Raw genomic sequence first — 19,026 nt, 5'->3', positions numbered from 1 at the left:
GCCCCCGCTTATTGCGGCTGATACCGGAAGAAATGCACCCTCGTGTCGCCAAAGATGCGGTCCTCGAGGAAAACATAGGAAGGATGCACGGAAACGACAATATCGGCGCGTTCTTCGAGCACCGCAATCGCGCCTGGCCTGAGCCAACCACCCTGGGCCGCCGCCGCCATCGCCTTTTCGCCGAGCCCCTTGCCATAGGGCGGATCGGCAAACAGCACGTCGAAGGCTTCGAGATTGCCGACGCTGCCGAGATCGGTCGCATCGCGGCGCAGGATGCGCGTGCGGCCGTGCAGGCCGAGTGCGTCGATGTTTTCCCAGAGCAGCGCCCTGCCCTCGACACTGTTTTCGACGAAGAGCGCATGGCGACAGCCGCGCGACACGGCTTCGAGGCCGACGGCGCCGGTTCCGGCGAAAAGATCGAGGATCCGGGTGCCGTCGACGCATTCCGGATAAGCATGGCTCAATATATTGAACAGGCTCTCGCGCGTCCGGTCGGCAGTCGGCCGGATATCGTTGGATTTTGGCACGGCGAGAGGCCGTCCGCGAAACTCACCGCCGACGATCCGCACCGCGCGTCATTCCCTTTCCTCTAGCACCACCTCTGGACGGGCCGCCCGCAGGCCTGTCACCGCGCGGCCTGTCACTCCCCGGCTTGGCGCCCTTCGGCTTGCCGGAAAAACTCTTCGACCCGCCGGGCTTGGCGCCGAAGCCCTTGCCGCGCGGTTTGTCGCCCCCAGGCTTACCGCCCGCCGGCTTGTCGGCGAAAGGCCGTTCGCCACGCGGACGCTCGGAGCGCCCTTCGCCGGCAAAACTTCTGGCTGTCCGCGGGCGTTCGCCATCCTCTTCGCGCGGCCTGCGCTCGCCCCGCGACTTGTCGCCGAAAGGCCGGTCGCCGCGTGAAGGCCGATTTCCGAACGGGCGCTCGCCGCGCGGACGTTCCGAACGGCCCTCACCGGCGGACGCCCTGGCGGCACGCGGACGCTCGTCGCCATCGGCACGCGGCCTGCGATCACCACGCGGCTTGTCGCCGAAGGGCCGATCGCCGCGCGAAGGACGCTCGCCGAAACCACGTTCTTCGCGGGCCGGACGATCCCCGAAAGAGCGCTTGCGGCCGAAGCCTTCGCCCTCATCCTTGCGGCGGGGCTGCTCGCTCGAGCGGATCCATTCGCCGTCCTCTTCGCGCACGCGGTTGATCGGCGTGCGCGGACGATCCTCAATGCGATCCAAAGCAGCGCTCTTTGCCGGTGCCTGCTCGCCGCGCCGGCGCGCAGTCTGCGCATTCTTGGCAGCCTTGGCCGCCGCCTTCTCGCCGAGCGGCCGGGCGCCGGGCGCCATCCAGACATTGGCGCTGCGGCGCTGGCCGAGCGGCTGAGGCCGCTTCGGCTTCTCCTCATCCCGGCGGCCGCCATCGCGGCGATCGTCATCTCTGCGCCCCGCGCCGCGGCGGTCGTCCCGCTTGGTGTCGAGGCGGCTCAGCGCCCTTTCGCGTTTATCCTCGTCCCGGCGCGGCCGCTCACGTTTCTCGGGTGCCGCGGCCTCAGCCTCTTCCTCGGCGGCAACGGCCGGGGCGTTATAGATCGGCGCGTCGAAATTCGCCTTGGCTTCCTCGATGAGGCGCGGGCCGAGCTGGTCGCGCAGCGTGCGTCCGCGCACTTCGATGACATGGCCTTCCGGCAAGTCGCCGAGCTGGAACGGGCCGTAGGAAATGCGGATCAGGCGATTGACGTCGAGACCGAGCGCGCCGAGCACGTTCTTGATTTCGCGGTTCTTGCCCTCGCGAAGGCCCATGGTGATCCAGACATTCGAGCCTTGCGTGCGATCGAGCGTCGCCTCGATCGAACCGTAAAGCACGCCGTCGACGGCAATACCGTCCTTGAGCTTGTCGAGCGCTTCCTGATCGATCTCGCCATGGGCACGGACGCGGTAACGTCTCAGCCAGCCGGTCGCCGGCAGTTCCAGGGCCCGGGCAAGACCGCCGTCATTGGTGAGCAGCAGCAGGCCTTCGGTGTTGATATCGAGACGGCCGATCGACATGACGCGCGGCAGTTCTTCCGGCAGATTGTCGAAGACGGTCGCGCGGCCTTCCGGATCGGCATTGGTGGTCACGAGACCGGCCGGCTTGTGATAGAGCCACAGCCTGGTGCGCTCGATGCCGCGGATCGGCACGCCGTCGACCTCGATCCGGTCGGCAAGCGTGACGTTGACGACGGGGGTTTCGAGAACCTTGCCGTTCAGCGTCACGCGGCCTTCCATGATCATGCGTTCGATGTCGCGGCGGGAGGCGACGCCGGCGCGCGCCATCACCTTGGAAATGCGTTCGGCCTTGGCCTCGCCGTCGGTTTCGGCCGCGGCCGGGCGCGCGGCTGCAGCCTTTGCCGGCTTCGCGCCGCCCGCTTTCGGGCCGGCCTTGGCCCCGGCGTCGCGTGAAAAGGGCTTTGCGCCCGGGCGTTTTGGCTTGTCTTTGGGTGTCATTTGTTGTTTGCCTGCCTTTTGGGCCTGTCTATCAGGTCATGCATCTGCGGTTAAGTGGAAATTCTTGCGATCGTGAAGACAAATCGTTTCATGGAGATGGCGCTCGAAGAGGCGCGTGCTGCCGGCGAACGCGGCGAAGTGCCGATCGGCGCTGTGGTCGTCATCGACGATATTGCGGTTTCACGCTCGGGAAACCGCACGCGCGAGCTCAATGACGTCACCGCTCATGCCGAAATCGCCGCAATCCGGCTCGCTTGCGAAGCGCTCGGGCAGGAGCGCCTTGCCGGCGCCGATCTCTATGTGACGCTGGAGCCTTGCACCATGTGCGCCGCAGCCATCTCGTTTGCGCGTGTCCGCAGGCTCTATTACGGCGCCGAGGACCCGAAGGGCGGCGCCGTCGACAATGGCGTACGATTCTATGCGCAGCCGACCTGCCACCACGCCCCGGAGGTCTATTCCGGCTTCAACGAGGTTCAGTCGGCCGAGATTTTACGAACGTTCTTTTCGCAAAAGAGAGAGGCGCCGTAATCCGCGGCACGCGTCATCTTCGGCCTTCGTTAGTGCGGGGACCGAGAGCTTGCGGCATATCCCCTTCGCCCCGCGCGCGGGGAGAAGGTGGCGGCAGCCGGATGAGGGGCTGCCCTCACCGATCTCCTGGGGCGGCGCCTATGCGCTTGGACAAGCCGCTATTGCAGGAAGTTCCACCACTGCTTGCCGCTGTTGGCGATTGCCGCTTCCTTCTTGCGCTTCTTCTGCTTCTTGAGCTCGGGCTCGCCGACATCCTCGAGCTTTGCCGGGTCATCGACCGTGCGGTAACCGGGCGGCGGGTCGGAAATATAGCGGCGCTGATCGACGTAGGAACCCTTCTGCAGGGCGCGGGCCTCGCGATAGGCCTGGGTCTGCGCTTCCGTCGTGCGCCGGCCGCCTTCGATGGCCGAGCTGGCGAGCGGCGAGCGGTAGTTCGGATTGTCGGAGTTCGCGTCGGCCTCGGAAACGAGGCGGGCGCGGGTTTCCTCCGGCGATTCAAGCCATTGCGGATTGTCCTTGTTGGCAACCGTCTGCTGCGGTTGAACGAGGGTCGCCCTCTGCCCCTCAGCCGGCAGCACCAGCGTCGGGCGCGGCGTGTACTTGACGCCCTTGTTCTTCGGATCCGGCCCGGTCAGCGACACGGACTGGCCGAGGTCGTCGGTCAACTGCTCCATGGCGGTCTTGTCGGTGCCGTAGGTCGGGCTGCTGGCGCAACTGGAGACCAGGGAGCATCCCGCCACTACAACAGACAGGCAGGCGCCCATACGGAACCAATGCGTTGCGAACATGAAAACCCTTCCAGCCACCGGTGCAATCGTTGCCCAACCGGACAACCGTCCCCCTGACGCAAAAATCCGGCCATTTTCAGGCAGCTTTTACCGGATGAATGCCATAAAGGCAATTCACCCGGCAAATATCTTCAGGCGCGGATGCCGAGTTCGCGCAATGCCGCAGCGTCGCGCGCCGAGACGTCGGGATAATCAGGATCGGAGCCGACATCGGTGGTGATGCGCCAGGAACGCGCGCATTTGACACCTTCGGCAAGCTTCGGCACGACTGCGACTTCAGGCACTTCGGTCAGGCGGAAGGCGTCGGCTGGACCGGTATCCGCCTTGATGGTGATGCCCGAGGTGATGCAGACCTCGCTAAAGTCCTGTCCCTCGAGCGCCTTGCGAAGCTCGGCATCGGCGATGTGGACGACGGGCGCCGCTTCCAGCGAGGAGCCGATGCGCTTGTCCTTGCGCTCGATTTCCAGCGCGCCTGTTACCACCGAACGCACGGCGCGGATTTTCTTCCACTTCTCGGCCAGGGCATCGTTGCGCCATTCCCTGGAAACAGGGGCAAACTGCTCCAGATGCACGGAAAAGGCGGACGGATTGCGCGACAGCCAGGCCTCCTCGGTGGTGAAGGGCAGCATCGGGGCAAGCCAGGTCACCATGCAATCGAAGATCTGGCGGATGACGTGCAGGCTGGCGCGCCGGCGCAGGCTCGACGGCGCGTCGCAATAGAGCGCATCCTTGCGGACATCGAAATAGAAGGCCGAAAGCTCGACATTGGCGAAATCGATCAATGCGCGGGCGATCTTCTTGAAGTCGAACGCGTCGTAATTTTCACGCACCAGCTGATCGAGCTCGGCAAGCCGATGCAGCATCAGCTGCTCCAGCTCCGGCAGATCGGCAAGCGCGATCTCCTCGCCCTTGTCATGGGCAAGCGTGCCGAGCATCCAGCGGATGGTGTTGCGCAGCTTGCGATAGGCGTCGACATTGGTCTGAATGATCGTCTTGCCGACGCGCAGGTCGTCGGCATAGTCCGAGGTCATCACCCAGAGGCGCAGGATGTCGGCGCCGGCGTCCTTCATCACCTCCTGCGGAGCAGTGACGTTGCCCTTCGACTTCGACATCTTCTCGCCCTTCTCGTCCATGGTGAAGCCATGGGTGAGGACGGCGTCGTAAGGGGCACGGCCGCGGGTGGCAGCCGATTCCAAGAGCGAGGAATGGAACCAGCCGCGGTGCTGATCGGAGCCCTCGAGATAGAGGTCGGCCGGCCACTTCAGGTCCGGGCGGTCCTCCAGCGTGAAGGTGTGCGTCGAACCCGAATCGAACCAGACGTCGAGGATATCCATGACCTGCGACCACTTGGCCGGGTCATGCTCATTGCCGAGGAAGCGCTCCTTGGCGCCTTCGGCAAACCAGGCGTCGGCGCCTTCGGCGTCGAAGGCATCGAGGATGCGCCGGTTGACGGCCTCGTCCTGCAGCACGGCGCCGTGCTCATCGACGAAGACGCAGATCGGCACGCCCCAGGCGCGCTGACGGGAAAGCACCCAGTCCGGACGCTGCTCGATCATGGCGCGCAGGCGGTTCTGGCCGGCGGCCGGCACGAAGCGGGTGTCGTCGATCGCGGTGAGCGCACGGCTGCGCAGCGTCGTTCCATCCGGCAGCGTCTTGTCCATATAGACGAACCACTGCGGCGTGTTGCGGAAGATCACCGGCTTCTTGGAGCGCCAGGAATGCGGATACTGGTGCTTCAGACGGCCGCGGGCAAAGAGCGCGCTGCGCTCGATCAGCGCCTTGATGACGCGGTCATTGGCATCGCCCTTCTTGCCGTTGTCGTCGATGACGCGTCCGCCTTCGAGGCCCGGCGCATCCGATGTGTAGAAGCCGCCGTCGTCGACCGGGAACGGGATCTTGGTCTCGATGCCGCGCGCCTCGATTTCACGGGCATGCGCCATCCAGACGTCGAAGTCTTCGCGGCCGTGGCTGGGAGCGGTATGAACGAAGCCCGTACCGGCATCGTCGGTGACATGGTCGCCTTCGAGCAACGGCACGGCAAATTCGTAGCCGTCTCCCAGACCCTTGAGCGGATGCGCGCAGGTGATGCCAGCGAGATCGGCAGCCGTAACATCGGCAAGACGCTTGTACTGCAGCTTCGCCTTGGCAAAGGATTCCTCGGCCAGCTGATCGGCAAAGATCAGCTTCTCGCCCGGACGCGGGCCAAAATCATTTTCGGCAGCAGTGACTTCGTAAAGACCGTAGGCAACGCGCGAGGAATAGGCGATCGCCCGGTTGCCGGGGATCGTCCAGGGCGTGGTCGTCCAGATGACGACGGAGGCATCGTTGACGCCGTCGGGACCTTTCCCGACCGGGAACTTCACCCAGATCGTGTCGCTCTCATAGTCGTGATACTCGACCTCGGCTTCGGCAAGCGCGGTGCGCTCGACCACCGACCACATGATCGGCTTGGAGCCGCGATAGAGCTGGCCGCTTGCGGCGATCTTCAACAGCTCGCCGGCGATGCGGCTCTCCGCGTGAAAATTCATCGTCAGATACGGGTTGTCGAAATCGCCGACGATGCCGAGACGCTGGAACTCGTCGCCCTGGACCTTGATCCATTTTTCGGCATAGGCGCGGCACTCGCGGCGGAACTCGATCATCGCCGCCGGCTCCTTGAGATCCGGCTTGGCCTTGCCCTTGGCGCGGTAGTTCTCCTCCTCGATCTTCCATTCGATCGGCAGGCCGTGGCAATCCCAGCCGGGCACGTAGTTGGCGTCATAGCCGCGCATCTGGAACGAACGGTTGATGACGTCCTTGAGGATCTTGTTCAGCGCGTGGCCGATATGGATGTTGCCGTTGGCATAGGGCGGGCCGTCATGCAGGACGAATTTTTCGCGGCCGGCGGCAGAGGCGCGCAGTTTCCTGTAGAGATCCATCTCCTGCCAGCGCTTGACGAGCTCCGGCTCCTTCTGCGGCAGGCCGGCGCGCATCGGGAAATCGGTTTCGGGCAGATAGAGGGTCTTCGAGTAATCGATTTTTTCGGCTGTGTCGGTCATATCGGGACAATCGTTTCTGGCGGCCCAGAAAGGGGCGCAACGGGTATGAAAAAGCTGGTGACGGAAGCGCTTGTATCCAAGCGCCGAAAACCCGGACCTCCCGGCCGCTTAGCGCGCGCGGAAGGCCGGGCCGATAATTCGCATCGTGATCGCCAGCCGAAATTTTCTCATCGGGCCGGTTCATAGGCGTTTTTCGGCGGAAAAGGAAGAGAAGAATTCTGCGATGCGATCGCCGGGGCGCCGAGGTTTTTGCACTCGAAGCACGCCGCGCTGACCACGACCTCAGGAAAAGCAAAGCTTCCGGTCGAGTTCGCCGAGCGGCTTGACACCCGCCAGCAGCGCCCTCGCCTCCTCCTCGTCGCGCTTGATCTGGGCGACGAGCGGATCGAGGCCATCGAATTTCAGCTCCGGTCTAATATAGCCGAAGAAGGAGACGGCGCAGCGCTGTCCGTAGAGGTCGCCGCTGAAGTCGAAAAGATAGGTTTCGAGCAGCGGCGCGCCGTTTTCCGTCACCGTCGGGCGGCGGCCGTAGCTGGCGACGGCGTCATGAAGCGTTCCGTCCTGGCGGCGGAAGCGGACGGCGTAGATGCCGGCGGCAAGTTCGGCCTCCGGCGGCAGGCGCATGTTGGCGGTGGGAAAGCCAAGCTGCCGGCCGAGCTTTTCGCCGTCGATCACCTCGGCTTCCACCGTATAGCGGTAACCCAGCATGCCGGCGACTTCGCTGACATCGCCCTCTTTCAACAGCGTGCGGATATGGCTCGACGAGACGACATCGGCATTTTCGTCGCGAAAGGCATCGATCAGGGTGACGCCGAATCCGTAGGTCTGGCCGGCATTCATCAGGAAGGCGGGGCCGCCTTCGCGGTTGCGGCCGAAATGGAAATCGAAGCCGGTGACGACTTCGGAGGCGCCGAGCCAATCCTTCAGGACCGAATGGATGAAGTCATCAGCCGAGCGCTGCGAGAATTCGTAGTCGAAGGGATATTCGATGACGGCGTTGAACCCCAGCGTTTCCAGGATGCGGGCCTTGAGCGGCGCGGGTGTCAAGCGAAACACCGGCGTCTGCGGCCGGAAGACCGTGCGCGGATGCGGCTCGAAGGTCAGCACTAAGGCGGGAATGCCGCGCGCCCTGGCGATCTCAAGCGCGCGGTTCAGCACCGATTGATGACCGCGATGCACACCGTCGAAATTGCCGATGGCGATCACCCCGCCCTTGAGATGGGCGGGCAAGGGCTCGCGGGTTTCATTGCGGTGGAAGACGGTCATCGGCTGGCTTCTCTTTATGCAAGGCGCGGCATCCACCACTTCGGCGCGGCGTTTTCCCGTTCGAGATAGGCGTTGAGGATTGCCTCGTCGGTTTCGCCGTTCAAGGTGTATTCCTTGGCGTGGATCCCGCCGCTGATGTAGAGAAGGTCGAGGCCAAAATTCAAGGCGCCGCGGACATCGGTCGGCATGCCGTCGCCGATCGCCAGCACGCGCCCGGCGGAGAAATCGCCGCGAAGTTCGCGGGCGGCCGCCAGCGTCGCCTCGTAGATCGGCCGGTGCGGTTTGCCGGCGATGCGGGTCTTGCCGCCGAGCTGCTCGTAATAGGCGGCCATGGCGCCGGCGCAGGGAATGATGCGGTGGCCGCGCTCGACGACGAGGTCGGGATTGGCGCAGATCATCGGCACTGCGCGCGCCTGAAAATCCAGGAGCATGTCGGTGTAATCCTCGGGCTTCTCGGTCTCATCGTCGAAAAAGCCGGTGCAGACGAGCGATTGCGCCTCGCCGGCCGGCACCCGCTCGACGCCGATGCCTTCGAGAAGCGCCTTGTCGCGCTCGGGCCCGAGCAGAAAGACCGTCTTCGGCCCCTCGGAAATCAGCCCGCGCGTGACGTCGCCCGAGGTAACGATCCGGTCATAGGCGTCGTCGGGCACGCCGATATGACGCAACTGGTCGACGACCTGCCAGGAAAGCCGCGGCGAGTTGGTGATGAGGACGACGGCGAGGCCGCTCTCGCGGGCGGCCTGAAGGGCCGCGGCAGCCTTGGGGAACGGATCGACTCCATTGTGAACGACGCCCCAGACATCACAGAGCACCACATCATAGCGATCCGTGATCTCAGAGAAGGTTTCTATCCGCTTGGCCATTCCAATATCCCGAGTTGCTGCAGTCACCGGTGACATTGCAAAGGCGCAGGAGGATGGCAAGGCATTTTCTTCGTCATCGGCCACCGCAAAGCCTTGTCACGACAATCCGGCGGCCGCCACGGAGGGTTCGGCCGAAATCTCCGGCATTTCTCCGGTCTCTTCACAATTCCGGCACAAAAATTCGTGATTGCTCTCATTGACTCCTTTCGGAGCCATCCCTAAATGCACGTCGCTAGCACTCACCGCAAGGGAGTGCTAGCACCTATCCATGTGGGCCGCTCCGGCCTGCGAATGTCATTCGATCGAGGGATTAGACAATGGCAAGCACCAATTTCCGTCCGCTTCACGACCGCGTCGTCGTTCGTCGCGTCGAGTCCGAAGAGAAGACCAAGGGCGGGATCATCATTCCCGACACCGCCAAGGAAAAGCCGCAGGAAGGCGAAATCGTCGCCGTCGGTTCCGGCGCTCGTGACGAGTCCGGCAAGGTCGTCGCACTCGACGTCAAGGCTGGCGACCGCGTGCTGTTCGGCAAGTGGTCCGGCACCGAAGTCAAGATCAACGGCGAAGACCTTCTGATCATGAAGGAAGCCGACATCATGGGCATCATCGGCTGATTGGCCGATCCGCTTTCCCGAAATGACTGACGGGCCTTGCCCGAACAAATCGAATTCAGGAGTCACAAACATGGCAGCTAAAGAAATCAAGTTTGGCCGCACCGCGCGCGAAAAGATGCTGCGCGGCGTCGACATTCTCGCCGATGCAGTCAAGGTCACGCTCGGCCCGAAGGGTCGCAACGTCATCATCGACAAGTCCTTCGGCGCGCCGCGCATCACCAAGGACGGCGTTTCGGTCGCCAAGGAAATCGAACTCGAAGACAAGTTCGAAAACATGGGCGCCCAGATGGTCCGCGAAGTTGCTTCGAAGACCAACGACATCGCCGGCGACGGCACCACGACTGCAACCGTTCTGGCCCAGGCGATCGTTCGCGAAGGCGCCAAGGCCGTTGCCGCCGGCATGAACCCGATGGACCTGAAGCGCGGCATCGATCTCGCCGTCGCCGAAGTCGTCAAGGATCTCCAGGCCAAGGCCAAGAAGATCAACACCTCGGAAGAAGTCGCACAGGTCGGCACGATCTCGGCAAACGGCGAGCGCCAGGTTGGTCTCGACATTGCCGAAGCCATGCAGAAGGTCGGCAACGAAGGCGTTATCACGGTTGAAGAAGCCAAGACCGCCGAGACCGAACTCGAAGTCGTCGAAGGCATGCAGTTCGACCGCGGCTACCTCAGCCCCTACTTCGTCACCAACCCGGAAAAGATGGTTGCCGACCTCGAAGACGTCTTCATTCTCCTCCACGAGAAGAAGCTCTCGAACCTGCAGTCGATGCTCCCGGTTCTCGAAGCCGTCGTCCAGACCGGCAAGCCGCTCCTCATCATCGCTGAAGACGTCGAAGGCGAAGCCCTTGCAACGCTCGTCGTCAACAAGCTGCGCGGCGGCCTGAAGATTGCTGCCGTCAAGGCTCCTGGCTTCGGCGACCGCCGCAAGGCCATGCTCGAAGACATCGCCATCCTGACGGGCGGCACCGTCATCTCCGAAGACCTCGGCATCAAGCTCGAGAGCGTCACGCTCGACATGCTCGGCCGTGCCAAGAAGGTTTCGATCTCCAAGGAAAACACCACGATCGTCGACGGTTCGGGCGCCAAGTCCGACATCGAAGGCCGTGTTGCCCAGATCAAGGCCCAGATCGAAGAAACCACCTCCGACTACGACCGCGAGAAGCTGCAGGAACGTCTGGCCAAGCTCGCAGGCGGCGTTGCCGTCATCCGCGTCGGCGGCTCGACGGAAGTCGAAGTCAAGGAAAAGAAGGACCGCATCGACGACGCCCTCAACGCGACGCGCGCTGCCGTTCAGGAAGGCATCGTACCGGGCGGCGGCGTTGCCCTGCTGCGCTCCTCCGTCAAGATCACCTCCAAGGGTATCAACGACGACCAGGAAGCCGGCGTCAACATCGTTCGCCGCGCGCTGCAGGCTCCGGCCCGCCAGATCGCTGAGAACGCAGGCGACGAAGCCTCGATCGTTGTCGGCAAGATCCTCGACAAGGATCAGGACAACTGGGGTTACAACGCCCAGACCGGCGAATATGGCGACATGATCGGCATGGGCATCATCGACCCGGTCAAGGTCGTTCGCACCGCCCTGCAGGATGCCGCTTCCGTCGCATCGCTGCTGATCACCACCGAAGCCATGATCGCCGAGCTGCCGAAGAAGGACGCTCCGGCAATGCCGGGCGGCATGGGCGGCATGGGCGGAATGGACATGATGTGATAGGCCAACGGCCTTTCACAGCATCGTCCATGAATCCGCCCATCATCTAAGATGGTTTAGCGCGTCAAGCGCGCTGAACTGGCGGAATGGACATGATGTGATAGGCGAAAGCCTGCACTCATTCCGGCATCCGGAACAGGAAGGGCGGCCCTCGGGTCGCCCTTTTTCTTTGCCTTAGGCTTTGCTCGAAACGATTCGATCCATTGCGCGCGATTTTGTGCCGTGCATCGTATGTGCCGGCGGGCCAAGCTTTCGCGAGGCTTGCGCCGCTGCTTGTTTTTCTCTCGACGTAACATGCGGGCGATCGTCGTCTTGCGGCGATATATCTCCCGCCAAGTGGGGCGAAACGGGGGAAAAGCGCCGAAAATTGAGCTCCCGGCCTCCATTCTCGCCAAGCAGCGCGGGGACGCCGACATCTCCGTCGAAGAGATCTCGATGCGAACGCCCCTTAAAAAGCCGTTGCCGTTTGTGCAAAAGCTCCTATAAATCCGGGCTGCAATTGAAGCGCGCCCGGCGATCATTTTCGCTGTCAGACGAGCGCGGGAAGGCGATGCCAGAATAGTCGGTTTCGAAGGGCTCCGGTTCGGAGGCTCGGATGGCCGCGGCAATGTCGCCGGTATGGGCGCGGGCATTATGCCCGCTGCTGCATAAGCCTGTGTCTAGTGTTTGCCGAGCGTGCGGCGGAGGAGCCGCATGCGAACGAGGGAACGCCCGTGTTCAAGATTGCCAAAGCCAATGCAGCCGTGCCGTTGCTGCCCGGCTCGATGAACGACAACAATCAACAGCACGAGATGCTGGCGCAGTTTTCCGTTTCAGAAAGCTGGACAGGGGATCTGTCGAGCGGCGTGCTCCGTCTCGGCAAGTGGAGCGCCATGCTGCACGGCCTCTCTGCGGAGGAATGCGGACTGCTGAACCTGATACGATGCTACGATTCCGGAGATCGCAGTCGCGTGCTGGAACTGTTCGAACAGGCGGCAACACATTGCTCCTCCTTCTGCTTTTCGACGACGATCATCATGCCGAACGGCTTGCGCCAGCCGCTTTTCTGCATGGGCGAGTCGAACGGGCTCGAAGAGAAATACAGCGGCAGCATGGCCGGCGTCTTCGTCTTTCCGCGCTTCAAGCTCGAAGGCGCGAGGCAGATTACTAACCGGCAATAGAGGCAGGCGGGCGAAATAACGGTCTCCGCGGAAAGCGGTCAGACCGCTGAAAAGCCGGCCATTCTCTTTCGTCATACTTGGACTTGTCCCGACTATCTGCCTCGGCCGACAGGGCACAAGATCCTCGGCACAAGGCCGAGGATAAAGTTGGGCGGGGGAAGCCTAGGGTTGTCATATGTTGAGGCCGCTCCCGAGAGCGGCCTTTGCGCTTTCCGGAACCGTCAGCTACTCCGGCTTGACTGGAATATTCAGCCCCCTGGCGCTGCCCGGGCGGGCGATGCAGCGTTCCAGCCAATCGGAAACGGCGGGGAAACTCGCATAGTCGAGCTCCTCGCGGCCGCCATAGAAGATATCGGCGCCTCGGACCCAGGTGAAGGTGGTGATGTCGGCGATCGTATACTGATCGCCCATGATCCACTGACGGGCCTTCGAGCACGCCGAGCAGCCGTTTGGATTCGTCTCGATAGCGCTCCACCGGATAGGAATTGTTGGCGACCTTGTCGGCGGCGGATTTGTAGAAATGGCCGAACTGACCGAACATCGGGCCGATGCCGGCCATCTGGAAAAACACCCACTGAATGCATTCATAGCGGCCGGCGGCATTCTCAGGAATGAGCCTGCCGGTCTTTTCCGCGAGATAAAGCAGGATGGCGCCGGATTCGAATAGCCCGATCGGTTTGCCGTCCGGCCCGTTCGGATCGATGATTGCCGGAATGCGGCCGTTGGGATTGAGAGATTCGAATTCGGGTGATTTCTGCTCGTTGGCGTCGAAGGAAATATAATGCGGCTCATAGGCGAGGCCGAGTTCCTCGAGGGCAACCGACACCTTTACCCCGTTCGGCGTCTGCAGCGAATAGAGCTGGATGACGTCGGGATTTTTCGCCGGCCATCGCCTCGTGATCGGAAAAGCGGACAGATCTGCCATCTGAGTCTCCATGTTGGGCGCCGACCATAGGAGACGAGGCTCTGGAAAAGCAAGCGAGGGCGTCGTTTCATATTATTGAACGAAGTGTCCCCTTCCGTCTACCTTTGCATAACGAAGGAAATAGGCGAGATAGGGATATCAGAGATCCACAGCGTGTCCGGGGGCACCAAGATCTCCAGAGTCATTCAACGGAGCAACATCCATGTCGAACGCCTTTATCCTGATTGCCCGCATTCTCCTATCTTTCATGTTCGTCCTTTCCGGCTTCATGAAGCTAACCGATCCTGCCGGTACTGCGGGCATGATCGCCGGTGCCGGCCTGCCGGCAGCAACTCTGCTGGCTTATGTCGCAGGCCTTTTCGAACTGCTCGCCGGCCTTGCGGTTCTCACAGGCTTCCAGGTCCGCATTGCCGGCTGGCTGCTCGCGGGCTTCTGTGTCTTCACGGCCGTTGCCTTCCATCTGCCCTACGCAAGTGGCGCGGAACTCGTGAATATTCTCAACCAGATCATGGTCATGAAGAACATCACGCTTGCCGGCGCGTACATCTTGCTCGCCACCGTCGGTGCCGGTGCCTATTCGATTGACGCCCGCCGCGGCGCCTATGCGGCTGCCTGATCCAGCAGATATCCTCCCAGACATGCAGAACCCGCCGTCATTGAATTGACGGCGGGTTTCTTGTGTCTTGACCATTGCAATCAGAGAGCGGCGCGCACCGCTTCGACAATTGCCTGCACGACGGGTTCGTCGGCATGGCTTTCCTTGCGGGCGCGCACCAGGCAGGCCTGTGAATGGAGGATGACGCCGTCCTGGAGCACCTTCAGATGGTTGGCGCGCAGGGTCGAACCGGTGGAGGTGATATCGACGATGATATCGGCCGAGCCGGAGGCCGGCGCGCCCTCGGTGGCGCCGAGGCTCTCGACGATGCGATAAAGCTGGATGCCGTGCTGGCTCGAAAAGAACTGCTGGGTGAGGCGCCAATATTTGGTGGCGATAGCCAGCCGCCGGCCGTGGCGGACGCGGAAATCGGCGGCGACGTCGCCGAGATCGGCCATGGTCTCGACATCCAGCCAGATCTCCGGCACCGCGACGACGACATCCGCCTGGCCGAAGCCGAGGCGGGCACAGAATTCGACGCGTTTGTCGACTTCAGCAAAACCTTCCCGCATCAGATCCTCGCCGGTGACGCCGAAATCGACGGTGCCGTTGCCAAGCTCGCGGGAGATTTCGGAGGCCGAAAGGAAGGCCACTTCGACATCGTCCCAGCCTTCCACGCGGCCGCGATAGGAGCGGTCGTTGCCGACGGCCGTTATCGGCATGCCGGCCCGCTCGAAGATCGCCGAGGCATCGTCCTTCATCCGGCCCTTGGAGGGAAGCGCGATGGTGATGGTCATGCCGCTGCCCTTTCGGTTTCGATGCGGTCGAGCCAGAAGGAAAAGCCGACGGCCGGAATGCGATCGGTTGCGCCGAGGAAGGTCAGGAGCTTATCGAAGCGGCCGCCGCCGGCCAGAACCGCGCTCGATCCCTCTACCGTCACCTCGAAGACGAGACCGGTGTAATAATCGAGCGGCCGTCCGAAGGCGGCGCGATAGTCGAGACAGGAGAGATCGACGCCGGCATCGGCAAGGGCGCCGACGCGGCCGTTGAAGCGGGAGAGCGCATTGCCAAGCTTCAGGCCGGCTGCATCGGCAAAACCGGCCAGCGCCGCCGACGCATTGACGAGCGGGACGTCGAGCGACAAAAACTCTTCCAGCACGTGGAAGGCGGCGTCGTCGAGGCGCGTCTCAGACAGAATGAGCTTTTCCTTGAGCCGCCGGGCAATCTCCAGCGGCGAGCGGCTGGCATTGGTCGAATAGCCAGTCGCCTGCATCTCCTGCTCGAGATGGGCGACCAGCGCCTGCTCGTCGCCTGATGCGACAAGCTTTGCGATATCGTCGTCCAGCCCCGTGACGAATTGCGGGCTGACGAGACCGGCCAGCAGCGCTTCCAGCTGCGTCATGTTGCCGAAGGCATGGATCAGCCGCTTCTGCCAGCCGAGCGGCAGGCCGAGCGCCTGAACGACCGCCTCGAACACCGCCTGGTCGCCGAGCGTCACCGACAGGCGGCGACCCGGCAGCAGGCGAGCGAGAATGCCGGTGGCATCGCCGATGGCGCGGGCATCGGCGCCCGGTATGTTGATATCGCCGAGATCCTCGATACCGGCCTGGTAGAATTCATTGGCGCCGTCGCGGCGCTGGCGGAAGACCTCGCCGAGATAGGCGTAACGCTTCGGCGTGCCGGTCGCAGTCTCGATGTGGCGCAGACAGACCGGAATGGTGAATTCGGGACGCAGGCAGAGGCTGGCGCCGGTTTCACTCTCGGTCATGAAGATACGGCGGCGCAGATCCTCGCCGGCGATATCGAGGAACGGCTCGGCCGGCTGAATGACCGGCGTGTCGATGCGCTCGGCCTTGCGGGCGTCGAATTCGGCGAGCAGGTCGGTGGCAAATTCGGGGAGGTTGATCAGAGGCATTGTGTCGCTCCCGGGAAAAGTCCCCTCCCCAACCCCTCCCCACAGGGGAGAGGGACTAACCCGCGGCCAGGGTCGATGCAAATCGAGAGCGCCGTCATTGAAGCGAACGTTGAGTTAGGCACAGCGGCGCCACGTAATGCCCCTCCCCCCTGTGGGGAGGGGTTGGGGAGGGGACTATTGCGCATTGCCAGCCCTCTTCCGATCCTCCGCCTGCGCGGCAAGGATTTCCCTCACCTTGACCACAAGGTCGGCCTCCGGGACCGTCTCCTGCGCCACACGGGCTTCGCGCCAGCTGGCATTGTCCTCGATCTCGCCGGACAGCCGTTTGCCCTCGATCAGGTCCTTGATCTGCACGACGCCGGTTGCGCGTTCGTCGCCGCCCTGGATGATGGCGACGGGGCAGCCGCGGCGGTCGGCATATTTCAACTGGTTGCCGAACTTCTTCCAGTTGCCCTGGAACATCTCGGCGCGGATGCCGGCGGCGCGCAGTTCCTGCGTCATCTTCTGATAGCGGCCCATCGCCTCGACATCGCCGTCCATGACGGTCACCAGCACCGGCTCGATCACCTCGCTGGCGCCGAGCTTGCCGAGGTTCTTCAGCGCCGTCATAAGCCTGGAGACGCCGATCGAAAAGCCCGTCGCCGGAACCGGCTGGCCCATGAAACGCGAGACCAGGCCATCATAACGGCCGCCGCCGCCGACCGAGCCGAAGACGACCTTCTCGCCCTTCTCGTTGGTGACGTCGAAGCTGAGCTCGGCCTCATAGACCGGGCCGGTATAATATTCGAGGCCGCGCACGACCGACGGATCGATCTTGATGCGGTCTGACTGATAGCCGGCGCTCTTAACCAGCGCGCCGATGAAATTCAGTTCTTCAACGCCTTCGCCGCCCTTCGACGTTCCGGCAACGAGTTCGGCGAGCTGGGCAGCACTTTCGGCATAGTCCTCGATGCCGACGAAGAACAGCACCTTGTCGATCTGCGCCTGATCGAGGCCGGCGCCCTTGGTGAAGTCGCCGGATTCATCCTTGCGGCCGGGGCCGAGCAGCAGGGCGACACCTTCGGGGCCGAACTTGTCGAGCTTGTCGATGGCGCGCAGCACGTTGAGCCGCTGGCCGGCCTTGTCGTCGCCGCCGAGGCCGATCGCCTCGAGCACGCCGTCCAGAACCTTGCGGTTGTTGACACGGATGACGTAGTCGCCGCGCCTGATGCCGAGGGCCTCCAGCGTATCGGCCATCATCATGCACATTTCGGCATCGGCCTGAACGCCCGGCGCGCCGACCGTATCGGCATCGAACTGCATGAATTGGCGAAAACGGCCGGGGCCCGGCTTCTCGTTGCGGAAGACGTAACCGGCGCGATAGGTGCGATAGGGAAGCTGGATCTCGTTGAAATTCTCGGCGACATGGCGGGCAAGCGGCGCCGTCAGGTCGTAACGCAGCGACATCCACTGCTCGTCGTCATCCTGCAGCGAGAAAACGCCCTCGTTCGGCCGGTCGCTATCGGGCAGGAACTTGCCGAGCGCATCGGTATATTCGAACAGCGGCGTTTCCACGGGGTCGAAACCGTAATGCTCATAGACTTCCCGGATCTTTGCCGTCATCTCGTTGACGGCGCGGATATCGCCGGCCGCCCGGTCGACGAAGCCGCGCGGCAGGCGGGCCTTAAGCTTTTGCGGTTTCTTCTGCTTGTCGTTCATTTCCGGGATTTCCGCTGGCTGTGACAGTGGCGGTGTCCTAGCGGATTGGACGGGGAGCGGCAAGGGCGCAGGGGTCTTGATGTCGCGGCCAGAATCGATTGAACGAGGGTATCCATCCGAAATGCGGGATATGCATCATGATCGCTGAAGCGCTTCTCTATGCCGCGACATGGCCGCTGACCGACAAGCCGCATCGAAAGTTCGTCCGCTATTCCGTCAATCTCTGGTCGCGGGCCGGGCGATGTGCCGCCGAATGGGCCGAACATGAAGAGATGAGCCGGAATGCGATCCGTGCGGCGACGGCCGATCTCAGGCAGAAGCGGACAGCCGTCGTGCTCGGCTCCGGCCTGCTGCGCGACGTACCGATCGAGGCGCTGGCCCGCGATTTCGACACCGTCATTCTGGTCGACCTCGTTCATCTCGCCTCGGTGCGCCTGTGGCTGTCGGCCAAAGCCTATCGCAATATCCGGCTGATCGAGCGCGATCTTTCCGGCTATGACGATCTGGCCGCCGGCAGAGAGCCCGAACCGCTCGGCTTCCTGCGCTCGGTGCCCTATCTCGATTTCGTGGTTTCGGCCAACCTCCTGTCGCAGATCGGCCGGGGCGTGAAACGGCGCTACGAAGCCGAGGACGGCCGCATGCCTGCCGATACAGTCGAAAGGCTGATCTCGGCGCATCTGACCGGCCTTTCGGGTCTAGCCTGCCGCCATTGCCTGGTGACCGACATCGCCTATGCCGTCATCGAGCGCAACGGCAGGACGCATGAGGAGGCCGACCTGCTGCACGGCGTTTCGCCGCCGCCGGCGAAGGCCATCTGGACATGGCCGGTCGCGCCGCTCGGCGAGAAGAGCCGTGATTACCGGATCGAGCATAAGGTCATGGCCGCATGGTGAGACACCAGACCGCGACAAGCCAACGGATATGAGCAAGCCGATGGACAGTCACGACGCGGCAAGCCACGCCTTCATTAAGGCGAATGCCAAGATGCATAAGGATATGATGATCGAATATAGCGGCGACGCCGATGTGGATTTCGTCCGCGGCATGATCCCGCACCATCAGGGCGCGATCGACATGGCAAAGATCGAGCTTCAATACGGCAAGGATCCGGAAATCCGCAAGCTCGCCGAAGCCGTGATCAAGGCGCAGGAGGCCGAGATCGCCGAAATGAATGCCTGATTGAAGGCCGGCGGCAAGTAGTCGATCGCTCGCGAAAGGGGAACGCGGAGCTGGCGTTCCCAGACTGCTGATAAAGTCGGCCACTCCTCTTTCGTCATGCTCGGCCTTGTCCCGAGCATCTGCAACAGGGTAGCAGATCCTCGGCACAAGGCCACTGCTGTCCGGTTTAAATTCGTCACCATTGGAGGCTCATCTGGTGGAGATGGTGTGGCGGAGTGGCGGTGGGTTGCAGCAGGCGGTCGATCCTGCGGCGGTGCATGAGATTGGCGCGCACCAG

At 63.0% G+C, this 19,026-nt stretch carries 16 protein-coding genes and 1 pseudogene; 7 read left to right on the top strand and 10 right to left on the bottom strand.

All coding sequences use genetic code 11. From position 1 onward, the window contains the following. Nucleotides 1-8 precede the first annotated feature (8 nt). Together rsmD and A7X77_RS28020 are read right to left on the bottom strand one after the other, a co-directional pair. Nucleotides 9-569 carry a 16S rRNA (guanine(966)-N(2))-methyltransferase RsmD gene (rsmD, locus tag A7X77_RS28025; RefSeq protein ID WP_064686105.1) on the bottom strand — a complete coding sequence of 187 codons (561 nt, stop codon included), beginning with the start codon at nt 567-569 and terminating at the stop codon, nt 9-11. After that, the gene (locus tag A7X77_RS28020) at nt 550-2,472 is read right to left on the bottom strand and encodes a pseudouridine synthase (protein ID WP_064686104.1); all 1,923 of its coding nucleotides are present in this window, start codon (nt 2,470-2,472) and stop codon (nt 550-552) included. The genes rsmD and A7X77_RS28020 overlap by 20 nt, the downstream gene beginning before the upstream one ends. A 90-nt stretch (nt 2,473-2,562) precedes the next feature. Here A7X77_RS28020 and A7X77_RS28015 point away from each other — a divergent pair, with 90 nt between their 5' ends. Continuing rightward, nucleotides 2,563-3,000: a nucleoside deaminase gene (locus A7X77_RS28015; RefSeq protein WP_064686103.1), complete on the top strand. Its 438-nt coding sequence runs from the start codon at nt 2,563-2,565 to the stop codon at nt 2,998-3,000. 158 nt (nt 3,001-3,158) lie between these two features. Here A7X77_RS28015 and A7X77_RS28010 read toward each other — a convergent pair whose 3' ends face one another. The 4 genes from A7X77_RS28010 to A7X77_RS27995 form a co-directional block, all read right to left on the bottom strand. Next, on the bottom strand, nt 3,159-3,788 hold the full coding sequence (locus A7X77_RS28010; protein ID WP_064686102.1) for a hypothetical protein: 630 nt from the start codon (nt 3,786-3,788) through the stop codon (nt 3,159-3,161). Between the two features lie 131 nt (nt 3,789-3,919). Then, nucleotides 3,920-6,826 carry an isoleucine--tRNA ligase gene (gene ileS / locus A7X77_RS28005; protein WP_064686101.1) on the bottom strand — a complete coding sequence of 969 codons (2,907 nt, stop codon included), beginning with the start codon at nt 6,824-6,826 and terminating at the stop codon, nt 3,920-3,922. A 282-nt stretch (nt 6,827-7,108) separates the two neighbouring features. Further along, nucleotides 7,109-8,092, bottom strand: a complete 984-nt coding sequence (locus tag A7X77_RS28000) for a bifunctional riboflavin kinase/FAD synthetase (protein WP_064686169.1) — start codon at nt 8,090-8,092, stop codon at nt 7,109-7,111. Nucleotides 8,093-8,106: 14 nt separating this feature from the next. Continuing rightward, nucleotides 8,107-8,955, bottom strand: a complete 849-nt coding sequence (locus A7X77_RS27995) for a TIGR01459 family HAD-type hydrolase (protein WP_064686100.1) — start codon at nt 8,953-8,955, stop codon at nt 8,107-8,109. 317 nt (nt 8,956-9,272) lie between these two features. Here A7X77_RS27995 and groES point away from each other — a divergent pair, with 317 nt between their 5' ends. The 3 genes from groES to A7X77_RS27975 all read left to right on the top strand — a co-directional run bounded on the left by groES (nt 9,273) and on the right by A7X77_RS27975 (nt 12,437). Beyond that, nucleotides 9,273-9,569, top strand: a complete 297-nt coding sequence (gene groES, locus A7X77_RS27990; RefSeq protein ID WP_004675403.1) for a co-chaperone GroES — start codon at nt 9,273-9,275, stop codon at nt 9,567-9,569. 70 nt (nt 9,570-9,639) lie between these two features. Then, on the top strand, nt 9,640-11,277 hold the full coding sequence (gene groL / locus A7X77_RS27985; protein WP_038687103.1) for a chaperonin GroEL: 1,638 nt from the start codon (nt 9,640-9,642) through the stop codon (nt 11,275-11,277). A gap of 713 nt (nt 11,278-11,990) precedes the next feature. Beyond that, nucleotides 11,991-12,437, top strand: a complete 447-nt coding sequence (locus A7X77_RS27975) for a hypothetical protein (RefSeq protein ID WP_064686168.1) — start codon at nt 11,991-11,993, stop codon at nt 12,435-12,437. 225 nt (nt 12,438-12,662) lie between these two features. Here A7X77_RS27975 and A7X77_RS27970 read toward each other — a convergent pair. Next, nucleotides 12,663-13,362, bottom strand: a pseudogene (locus tag A7X77_RS27970) (glutathione binding-like protein). 202 nt (nt 13,363-13,564) lie between these two features. On the opposite strand from A7X77_RS27970, the gene A7X77_RS27965 reads away from it, so the two are divergent. Beyond that, the gene (locus tag A7X77_RS27965; protein ID WP_064686098.1) at nt 13,565-13,978 is read left to right on the top strand and encodes a DoxX family protein; all 414 of its coding nucleotides are present in this window, start codon (nt 13,565-13,567) and stop codon (nt 13,976-13,978) included. 80 nt (nt 13,979-14,058) lie between these two features. On the opposite strand, the gene hisG is transcribed toward A7X77_RS27965, so the two are convergent. From hisG to hisS, 3 genes are all read right to left on the bottom strand, one after another. Then, complete coding sequence (hisG, locus tag A7X77_RS27960; protein WP_064686097.1) at nt 14,059-14,754, bottom strand: ATP phosphoribosyltransferase; 696 nt, start codon at nt 14,752-14,754, stop codon at nt 14,059-14,061. Continuing rightward, on the bottom strand, nt 14,751-15,872 hold the full coding sequence (locus tag A7X77_RS27955; protein ID WP_064686096.1) for an ATP phosphoribosyltransferase regulatory subunit: 1,122 nt from the start codon (nt 15,870-15,872) through the stop codon (nt 14,751-14,753). The genes hisG and A7X77_RS27955 overlap by 4 nt, the downstream gene beginning before the upstream one ends. Nucleotides 15,873-16,046: 174 nt before the next feature. After that, nucleotides 16,047-17,570, bottom strand: a complete 1,524-nt coding sequence (gene hisS, locus A7X77_RS27950) for a histidine--tRNA ligase (protein ID WP_064686095.1) — start codon at nt 17,568-17,570, stop codon at nt 16,047-16,049. Nucleotides 17,571-17,707: 137 nt separating this feature from the next. On the opposite strand from hisS, the gene A7X77_RS27945 reads away from it, so the two are divergent. Beyond that, complete coding sequence (locus tag A7X77_RS27945) at nt 17,708-18,463, top strand: hypothetical protein (RefSeq protein WP_064686094.1); 756 nt, start codon at nt 17,708-17,710, stop codon at nt 18,461-18,463. Continuing rightward, nucleotides 18,423-18,749 (top strand): CopM family metallochaperone, encoded by a 327-nt coding sequence (gene copM / locus A7X77_RS27940; protein WP_082928876.1) that lies wholly within the window; start codon nt 18,423-18,425, stop codon nt 18,747-18,749. Before A7X77_RS27945 ends, copM begins: the two co-directional genes overlap by 41 nt. Nucleotides 18,750-19,026: the final 277 nt, after the last annotated feature.

The sequence above is a fragment of the Rhizobium bangladeshense genome (assembly GCF_001662075.1).
In the GTDB taxonomy this organism is placed as follows: domain Bacteria; phylum Pseudomonadota; class Alphaproteobacteria; order Rhizobiales; family Rhizobiaceae; genus Rhizobium; species Rhizobium bangladeshense_B.
Note: the sequence above shows the minus strand (reverse complement) of the source record. Positions and strands in the feature narration are given on the sequence as shown.